Source organism: Bacillus hominis (genome assembly GCF_018332515.1).
GTDB classification, from domain to species: Bacteria; Bacillota; Bacilli; order Bacillales; family Bacillaceae_G; genus Bacillus_A; species Bacillus_A hominis.
In genome coordinates this window covers 1-9181 of sequence record NZ_BOQD01000096.1, presented here as the reverse complement: position 1 = coordinate 9181, position 9181 = coordinate 1, and the positions used below count along the sequence as shown (strand labels likewise).

The following is a 9181-nucleotide window of genomic DNA, read 5'->3' as shown; positions in this document are numbered from 1 at the left end:
TATTAAGCACTTGGCATCGGCGTTGGAGTACCGTTTATTCCATCTTTCTTATATTGTTTATCGACGTATTCTCGAATTTCTAAAGGGGATGCTCCGTTTTGTTTCATTAAAACAGCTTGGAAAGCGATATCTACACACTCAGCGTGATTCATCGCATGTGAATTCCATGTAATTTGGCCGTTTTCTTTCATTTCACGGATAAAACAATCTTTATTGCTTTTATGTCCTGAGTTTTCATCACACCCACAATAACAAGGAATCCATTGTAAGAGCTCGATGTCTTTTCCTACCATTTTATAAATTTGTGAGACTTGTCCATTTGTAGTTGATGATAAGAAAGAAGGCAGAGTTTCTACATTAGCTGTTGTTTCTAGCGTATCATCCTTGAAATGCTCACCTTTATTTTTTGTTTCTTGTAACTGATTTTGTGTTTTGTTGTCCTTAGTAGATGATGAATCATTAACGGAACTACAACCAATTAATAGGCTTACTAATAAAACTACAGGTATGATCTTTGACATCATACTGTCTCCTCTCTGTAGAAATACCTTTATATGTTATATTTTAATTAATTCGCTTTTGATTTCGTTAACACCATAAACAAAGTAATCATACAAAAAGCAATTAACGCTAGGAAGGGGATGGTTATAAAACCTAGCCAATTTATATAATCAACATTACAAGGAACACCTTGAACACACGGATTAATTTCTGAAACACCAGGGATCTTTTGTACTGCATAGTGATACAGTGAAATACTTCCACCAATAATAGAAATCGGTAATACATATTTTTTTATGTTCTTTTCATTATAGAATGTGGCAATGCCTAAAATAATACAGAGTGGATACATCATAATTCGTTGGTACCAACACAATTCACATGGTATGAATCCAAGAATTTCACTGAAAAATAGACTACCTAGTGTCGCAATCATTGACACAATCCATGCCAAATATAAGGTGTAATTACGCCATTCAAAATTCTTTTTTGCTTTATTCATCATTTCTTTTCCTTCAATGCTTTTTCAATTAGATTTTTGATTTGTTCATAATCATAAGGATCAGACAACATTGTTCCATTTACAACAATGCTCGGTGTTTGTTCTACACCATAGTCTTGTGCTAGTTTCTCATCTCTATTTACTTCTTCTTGTTCTGTTTGTTTTTTCAAATCTTCTTCAAGTTGAGAAGTGTTAATACTTGGCGTATATGTTTTTGCAATTTCTAATATTTTTTCCGGAGTAATCCATGGATCATCGTGATTTTCTGGCTGTGCGTTAAATAATTCTTTATGGAAGCTCCAATATGCTTGTGGGTCTTGTTTATAAACGGATTCAGCAGCTAAAGCGGACAATTTAGATTCTGTTCCGTGGAACAAAACATTCACATATGAAAATTTAACTTTCCCCGTATCGATATAGTCTTTTTGGAGCTGAGGGAAGATACACTCACCCCATGCTTTACAAGCAGGACACTTAAAGTCGCCAAACTCAATAACAGAGACTGGTGCATCTTCTTTTCCTAAAGTAGGTTGCTTACCAATAGGCGGTAAATTTTTTATCACTTTATTTGTAGCAACTTTGTCTTCTTTATTTAAAACGACGAAAGCTGTAACCGCAGCGAAAATGATTAATGTGGTAATTAGCAATAATTTTATGTGAGAGCCTTGTTTTTTCTTCATGTAAACACCTCGAATTTTTAGAGTTTAATAGGAACATAATAAAAAGCTTTTTAGTTATCGAATTCGTTTAATATCACGGATGATATCCTCGTAGGGTGTATTTTGAAGACCTGAATATTTCTTCACAACTTTGCTATCTTTGTCCACGAGATAAAAACTCGTACCATGTATAACTTGTGTATTATTTTCTGGTTTGGATACAAGTGTTTGGAAGTTATCTTTTGCAAACTTTTCAATATCTGGTCGTGTATATCCTGTTAGAAAATGAGTTCGCTTCGTATCCATTTCATAGACTTTCATAAATTCTGTTATTTTTTCAGGTGTGTCTACTTCCGGATCTACACTAAATGATACAAACTCTACATCTTTAATTCCTTCTTCATCCAACATTTTTTGAAGTTTTGCCATATTGGCTGTCATAGGTGGGCAAACAGTTTCACAGCTTGTAAAGATAAAATCGGCTACCCAAACTTTATCTTTTAATTCAGAGGAACCAAAATTTTTCCCATTTTGATCTGTAAATGCAAACTTTTCTACATCCCAACCCAGTGAATCTCTTAGTTTATTATCACTACATGCTCCTAAGATTGTAATTACGGAGATTAGTAGAAATAATCCAATTACACGTGTTTTTTTCATATGTATCCCCTTTCTAATTGTATTTAATGTACGGAGCTACTAGGTAGCTCCATATTATATTATTTGTTTCGTAATAATCGCATACTGTTAAGGATTACAATAAGCGCAGCTCCTGTATCACTTAAGACAGCCATCCAAAGAGTAAGCCAACCTGGGAAGATAAAGGCAAGGGCGATAAATTTAATAATTAATGAGAACCATATATTTTGTTTAATGATGTGCAATGCTTTCCGGCTTAGTGTCATCGTATAAGGGAGTTTTTCAAGATTATCTGCCATTAATACAATATCTGCCGTTTCCATTGCTGTATCAGTTCCGGCACCGCCCATAGCAATACCAAGGTTTGCAGTAGCGAGGGCAGGGGCATCATTAATACCGTCCCCAATCATAGCGACTGTTTTCCCTTCAGATTGAAGTTGTTTTACAGAATGAACTTTATCTTCTGGAAGCAAATTAGCAAAATAACGATCTACTTTTGCTTTCTGTGCAATATGTTCAGCTGTTCCTTCATTGTCTCCTGTTAACATAACAGTTTCCTGAATACCTGATTGTTTTAATTCTTGTATTGTTCCATAAGTAGTAGAACGGATGGAGTCCGCTACTGAAATCATCCCTAAAATAACTTTGTCTGTTCCAACAAGTATCACGGTTTGACCAATTCTTTGCATTTCCTGAATAGGTTCGTTCCACATTTGAAGCGAAACTCCAAACTCTTCATATAATGCTTTATTTCCAGCGTAGTATGTTTCGCCATCTATCGTGACTTGCGCACCTTTTCCTACAATGGCGCGGAATTCAGTTCCACTTTGAATAGAAGTTTGGTGTTCTTTCGCATATGCTGTAATGGCTTTTGCAATTGGATGGTTAGAGTATTCTTCAATTGTTGCGGCAACTGATAATAACTCATCTTCAGTACAATCTAAGCTTCGTACATACATTACTTTTGGTTTTCCTTCAGTCAATGTACCTGTTTTATCAAACGCAATAGTATTTAATGAACCTGCGATTTCTAGAGCGGTACCACCTTTAATGAGTACACCGTTTCTTGCGGCATTTCCTATTGCAGATACGATAGCAACTGGAGTAGAGATAACTAAAGCACAAGGACATGCGACAACTAGAAGTTCTAATCCTTTATAAATCCATTCCATCCATTCGCCCATACTAAGAAGGGGAGGGATAATCATGACACCAATTGCTAATACAAAAACGATAGGTGTATAGATTTTTGCGAAACGATCCACAAATGCTTCTGTAGGTGCTTTTTTTTCCTGTGCTTCCTCTACAAGGTGAATAATTCGAGATAACGTAGTATCCTCAACAAGTTTAGTTACTGTAATTTCAAGCGAACCTTCCTCATTAATCGTTCCTGCATATACGGAATCACCAATCTGTTTATCAATTGGGATAGATTCACCAGTTATTGGTGCTTGGTTTACAGTAGAATTGCCTCCTACAACTGTGCCGTCTAATGGGATTTTTTCACCAGGCTTTACAACAATCGTTGTATTCACTGTAATATCATCTACCGATTTTTTTATAAGTTCAGTACCAACTTTTACCCAAGCTTCTGATGGTGCTAAATCAATTAATCCACGAATGGATTCCCGTGTACGTTCGATTGATTTATTTTGTAAGGTTGCTCCTAATGCAAATAACCAAACGACGGTTGCACCTTCTAGCCATTGACCAATTAATGCAGCACCAATTGCAGCTGATATCATGAGAACGTTCATATCAAGTGATTTACTTCTGATTGCATAAAAGGCGCTTTTAGCAGGCTTATAACCACCAATTCCAATGCTCGCCGCATACAGAAGTGTGATAAGAAGAGGTGATATGTTTGTAAAACTTCCTCCAAATCCTAAAGCTAAAAATAATCCTGAGAGAATTAAAGTTGTATTTTTAGTTTTTTGAACAGGTGCTGTACCTCTACGATTTCCTGCTAAGGAAGCTCCAAATCCTGCGTTAGACACTTCTTTAATAATGTCATCCACATCTCGATCATGACGAATATGCATTTTTCCAGTAGCGAAGTTTACTCGAACCTCTTCTACGCCAGAAACATTTTGTAAATGCTTCTCTATTGTTAAAGCACATGCCCCGCAATCCATACCTTCCACAAGGTATGTTTGTACGCCATCTCCTGATATTTTTTTTGTATTAATAAGAGGTGATGGGTCTTCGCATGAGCTATCACTACAGCAAGAAGAGTTTGAATGCGTTTGTTCTTTTTCTAGAGCTAATTCAGATGAACAACAGGAAGAACTATTTTTTGTTTTTATAGAATCAGTGTTACTACTGCAACAAGAGGTTCCCTTGGTAATAGGGGTGATTGGAATCTCTTTTTTAGAAGAGCAACATGACGATGTTTCTTTTTTTATTTCTTCTTTTTTAGTTTTACTTTCACCGCTGCAACAAGAAGTTTCTTTAGCAATAGGGATAATCGAAACCTCTTTATTAGAAGAGCAACATGATAGAGTTTCCTTTGCTAAATCTTCTTTTGAAGGTGTTAAGGAAGAACCCTGACAGCAATTTTCTTGAGTGTCCTTCGCGTTCTTATCTGTCATGACAATTTTCTCCTTTTTGAGATAAACAAGCATCGTTTTTATCACATGATGCTACTTCATTTTGTACTTCATGAAAGACAACATCAAACATAGTGAGTAACTGTTCAATTTGCTTATTGCGCAAGGAATAGTGGACGTATTTTCCTTCTTGTCTACCTAGAATGATTCCGCATCCTTTTAAACAGTTTAGATGTTGGGAGATGTTTGACTGATTTCCTTGGGTGATTTCTACAATTTCAGATACTGTTTTTTCACCACCCATCATACATTGAAGAATTTGTAGTCTTGTTTTATCAGCAAAGCCACGGATGAACTTGGCTTTTACATCTAAATCATTTGAGTTGCACAATTGTATCCTCTCCATTCGTATTAGTAATGACTAATATGTTTATTCTTTATTCATATTAGCATTGCCTAATATGTGTGTCAAAATGAATTGAGAAAAGTCTGATATTTAATGGTATTTTATACGCTGAAAATGTAAAGAGAGCATTAATCAAAGAAGACCCTAAAAACAAAGAGCTTTATACTGGAAATGCCGACAAGTATATATCAGAACTACAAAAATTACATGATGAAACAGTAAACAGAATTCATCAAATTCCTGAAGAAAAACGTTTTTTAATCTCTAGTGAAGGTACTTTTAAATACTTTGGAAAAGCATATGACATTAAGACAGGGTACATTTGGGAAATTAACTCAGAAAATCAAGGTACTCCAGATCAAATTAGAGATGTTGTAAGTTTAATTCAAACAAACAAAGTTCCAGCTTTATTTGTAGAAACAAGTGTAGATCGACGTAGTATGGAAACTGTTTCAAAAGAAACAAATGTGCCGATTGCGGGTACAATTTTACAGATTCATTAGGTAAATCAGGTGAGGATGGAGATACTTACTTGAAAATGATGAAATGGAATACAGATACAATTATTAGTGGGTTACAAAAGTAAAATCTATCTATTTTTCAATGTACGTAACTATGGAAATTTTTTAAAATAAGAGAAGAAAGAGCCAGCTCATATGAGCTGGCTCTTTTATTTATCCCGCTATTTGCGGGCCGGTAAGACTCCCACCTTAAAATTCGGCGAATGCGAGGGAGTTAGGAGGGAGTCGGGATGCACGTAAAAGTAGGATTGGTGTGGGCTATTAATCAGTGGAGGATGGACATCCCTACTGATTAAAGTTTCATTTTATAATTTTTTACTTTATTAATAGTAGATTTGTTAGAAAGGATAATCATTTATTTGATATAATTAATGGATGTGAAGTAAGAAATAGATAGAAAGATACTTCTAGTGATTTTATACTTAAAATGTAGGGAGATTGAACAGAGTTATGGGGAATGAAAAAGAAATTAGTTCCGCTAAATTAATATGGAAGATGACGCGCCCACATACATTAACGGCGACGTTTTCTCCTGTAATTTTAGGGACAGTGGCATCACTTTATGTTGCTGAAATTCATTGGCTTTTATTTATTGCGATGATGAGTGCATGTTTAGCATTGCAAATAGCAACGAATTTATTTAACGAGTATTATGATTTCAAACGTGGATTAGATACAGCTGATTCTGTTGGAATTGGTGGTGGAATTGTCCGTCATGGATTGAAGCCAAAAAATGTTTTAACAGTTGCGCTTTTATTGTATGTAGTAGCAGCTTTTATTGGCATTTATATTTGTATGAATAGTAGCTGGTGGTTAGTCGTCATTGGGTTAATTGGGATGGCGGTTGGCTATTTATATACAGGTGGTCCATTACCAATTGCGTATACCCCATTTGGAGAATTAGTTTCTGGCTTGTTAATGGGGACATGTTTTGTACTAATTGCTTTCTTTATTCAAACGAATACTGTAACAGTTGAAAGTATATTGATTTCCATTCCAATTGGAATTTTAGTAGGTGCAATTAACATGTCGAATAACATCCGAGATATTGATGAAGACATTAAAGGTGGAAGAAAGACGTTAGCTATCCTCCTTGGGAGAGAGAAAGCAGTGGTAACACTAGCTGTAGCCTTTTTTGTTGCTTATTTATGGATCGTTGTGATTGTGTTGATGGGTTATATAAGCCCTTGGGCATTAGTTATGTTCCTAGGTTTGAAAAAGCCAATCTCTGCAATTCAAGGTTTCCAAAAAGGAGTAAAGGAACCTGGATATATGCGTATAGCAATGAAATCAACAGCGATGACAAACACGGTTTTTGGCTTCTTATTATCAGCAGGATTATTAATCAGTTATTTGTTTTAAATAAAAACCCTCAACAATCGGGCAATATTGTTAAGTGATTAACCCTCTATTTCTCAATTTTAATACAGAGAAATGGGGGGTTTTATTTTGTGATTTACAACGCTAAGCCCATTTTCCTGACGATTACCCCGTTTTTAACAACGTTAAGAAAGCTTTAGTGGCCTTAAAGAATCTAATGGTATCACTTTCTCTGAATTAAAATGGTATTCTCCTAATAAATTAATATGTTCCCAGCCTAAAGGTGACATATGGTGCAATAAGTCTTCATTATATAGAAAGCTACGGAAAGGGAACAAATAATCATTCCTTATTCCATTAAAGGGCGCGATTATCGAAAGATGAACGCGCGTGCCTGTTTCATGTTTAGAGCAGGTTGTAGAGGATATGATTTTGACATTGAAAGTGCTAAATTTAACGTCCCACCACTGCTTGGTTATCAGACTTGTGTTTTTGAATTTTACGGGAGATAAAATTTGTGTCTTAATGCCGTTTTCAGGTCAGCACCATTTATATGTGCTTGTTTTGATCCCTAAAGATTTTAGGTGTAATATCTGTGTGTTTTTTGAATGTTTTTGTGAAATGACTCTGGTCGTAAAAACGAAGAAGGTTCGAAATGTCCGTCAAGGAAAGGTCTGTCGTTATCAGCAGCTTTTTTGTTTCATTGATTTTTTCTTTATTGATAAAATCTAATACAGAAAATCCGGTGATTGCTTTAAACATCGAGGACAGGTAATTTGGGTTTAACCCAGTAATTTCAGAGAGCTGTTTCACCGATATAGGCTCGTAAATATGATTTTTAATATAACTTTCGCAGACTCTGACTGGCTTAGGGAATTTGTGTTCATTTATCTGATTTACCATTTTTGTAAACTCGATTGCAATGGTGTTGCGGTAATCTTGAAGCTGCTTTATATCATCTATTTCCTCTATGCACTGGATTGCCATGTCGCTCATGGTGTACGCCTGTTCCGGGTCCAGCCCGCCTTCGATCGCTGCCCGTGTTACAAGTGTTGTATGACAAATGCTGATGTTTTTTTCACTTCGAAGTGAGCTTTTCTTTGAAAGAACTCCAAAGTTATCGTGGAGATTCTTTCTAAAATGTGAAATCGTTTTTTCAAGATTACCTTCCCTTATATACTGGAAGTAATTTTGTTCATATATATAAGGATGGTGAAGCTCATTGTTTTGTTTCCTATTCGACGAAATGTTTTCGTAGTTGTCAGCAAAATTTGTTTTGAAGTTGTTTTGGTATGTGTTGAGAGCGGACAACGAGACAAAATCTAATTTCTGCCCATACAAAATATAATAGATTAACTGACTTAAATGTAAGAGTGTGTTAAAACTGACTATCGGAAGAATGTTGAAATAACTACAAAGCTTTGCCTTGTCTACCAAGGAAATTTTCTCTTTGGAAACTACTATATTTACGGTTTCAGCGTCCATTCTTGAGCAGATTGAAGGGCCAATAACAAATTTCCCACAATATGTGTTGTTTGTGTACAAGTTTACGGCAACAAAATTCTCGGAAAATTTCGTTGACTTGAAAATGGGAAGATTGTGATGCTCACTGCTTTGAAACAAATCAATGATTGTATTATGCGCATTTTCGTTAAGAGGGTTGTTCAATGCTGTACCGCCAGCAGAAAATATTATATCATTTGAGCTGCTTAGGAAACAGACAGATATGTCAAATAAATTTGATAATAAACCGCAAATATTCTCAATGTTTTCAGTTGGATTTTTTTCGTATTTTGGCAAATTCAAGACAATACTACCTCCTTGCTTTTTTATAGAAAATCTTTTAAAAATTTCACAATCAAACTATACAATATATCTAAGAATAATACAATAAAGCGCTTTCTTGATATTGTAAATTATACAGGAGAAATATTTTTTACTGCTATTACCAGCCTTGTGGGTAGCGTCTTATCAGACAAAACTAGAAAGCAAAAAAATCTATCTTTATGTTTCTAGCGTGATTATCGTAATCGGTATTGTGTTTTACATTATACCAAACGTTAAGACCTTTTTTATCGTAAGTA

At 35.2% G+C, this 9181-nt stretch carries 8 protein-coding genes and 1 pseudogene; 2 read left to right on the top strand and 7 right to left on the bottom strand.

Annotated features, from left to right (window positions below; all coding sequences use genetic code 11):
• Nucleotides 1–2: 2 nt before the first annotated feature.
• The 6 genes from KI356_RS11175 to KI356_RS11150 are packed head-to-tail and all read right to left on the bottom strand — an operon-like array spanning nt 3 to nt 5241.
• Nucleotides 3–521, bottom strand: a complete 519-nt coding sequence (locus KI356_RS11175) for a PCYCGC motif-containing (lipo)protein (RefSeq protein ID WP_212935438.1) — start codon at nt 519–521, stop codon at nt 3–5.
• A 47-nt stretch (nt 522–568) separates the two neighbouring features.
• Nucleotides 569–1006, bottom strand: a complete 438-nt coding sequence (locus tag KI356_RS11170; protein WP_002120509.1) for a disulfide oxidoreductase — start codon at nt 1004–1006, stop codon at nt 569–571.
• A complete protein-coding gene (locus KI356_RS11165; protein WP_212935437.1) occupies nt 1003–1683 on the bottom strand; it encodes a DsbA family protein in 681 nt (226 codons plus the stop codon). The genes KI356_RS11170 and KI356_RS11165 overlap by 4 nt, the downstream gene beginning before the upstream one ends.
• Before the next feature lie 54 nt (nt 1684–1737).
• Complete coding sequence (locus tag KI356_RS11160; RefSeq protein ID WP_212935436.1) at nt 1738–2322, bottom strand: SCO family protein; 585 nt, start codon at nt 2320–2322, stop codon at nt 1738–1740.
• Between the two features lie 59 nt (nt 2323–2381).
• Nucleotides 2382–4892 (bottom strand): heavy metal translocating P-type ATPase, encoded by a 2511-nt coding sequence (locus KI356_RS11155; RefSeq protein ID WP_212935435.1) that lies wholly within the window; start codon nt 4890–4892, stop codon nt 2382–2384.
• Complete coding sequence (locus KI356_RS11150) at nt 4882–5241, bottom strand: ArsR/SmtB family transcription factor (protein ID WP_212935434.1); 360 nt, start codon at nt 5239–5241, stop codon at nt 4882–4884. The genes KI356_RS11155 and KI356_RS11150 overlap by 11 nt, the downstream gene beginning before the upstream one ends.
• 101 nt (nt 5242–5342) lie before the next feature.
• Between KI356_RS11150 and KI356_RS11145 the strand changes: the two are divergent.
• Nucleotides 5343–5842, top strand: a pseudogene (locus tag KI356_RS11145) (metal ABC transporter solute-binding protein, Zn/Mn family); the annotation flags it as partial.
• A gap of 385 nt (nt 5843–6227) precedes the next feature.
• Nucleotides 6228–7139: a 1,4-dihydroxy-2-naphthoate polyprenyltransferase gene (menA, locus tag KI356_RS11140; RefSeq protein WP_128280505.1), complete on the top strand. Its 912-nt coding sequence runs from the start codon at nt 6228–6230 to the stop codon at nt 7137–7139.
• 507 nt (nt 7140–7646) lie between these two features.
• Here menA and KI356_RS11135 read toward each other — a convergent pair.
• Nucleotides 7647–8903 (bottom strand): AraC family transcriptional regulator, encoded by a 1257-nt coding sequence (locus KI356_RS11135; protein WP_212935433.1) that lies wholly within the window; start codon nt 8901–8903, stop codon nt 7647–7649.
• Nucleotides 8904–9181 lie beyond the last annotated feature (278 nt).

Bases quoted from the DNA above. Each gene is read 5' to 3' on its own strand.
- menA (WP_128280505.1), top strand. From the start codon at position 6,228: ATGGGGAATGAAAAAGAAATTAGTTCCGCTAAATTAATATGGAAGATG.
- KI356_RS11170 (WP_002120509.1), bottom strand. From the start codon at position 1,006: ATGATGAATAAAGCAAAAAAGAATTTTGAATGGCGTAATTACACCTTA.
- KI356_RS11165 (WP_212935437.1), bottom strand. From the start codon at position 1,683: ATGAAGAAAAAACAAGGCTCTCACATAAAATTATTGCTAATTACCACA.
- KI356_RS11175 (WP_212935438.1), bottom strand. From the start codon at position 521: ATGTCAAAGATCATACCTGTAGTTTTATTAGTAAGCCTATTAATTGGT.
- KI356_RS11160 (WP_212935436.1), bottom strand. From the start codon at position 2,322: ATGAAAAAAACACGTGTAATTGGATTATTTCTACTAATCTCCGTAATT.
- KI356_RS11155 (WP_212935435.1), bottom strand. From the start codon at position 4,892: ATGACAGATAAGAACGCGAAGGACACTCAAGAAAATTGCTGTCAGGGT.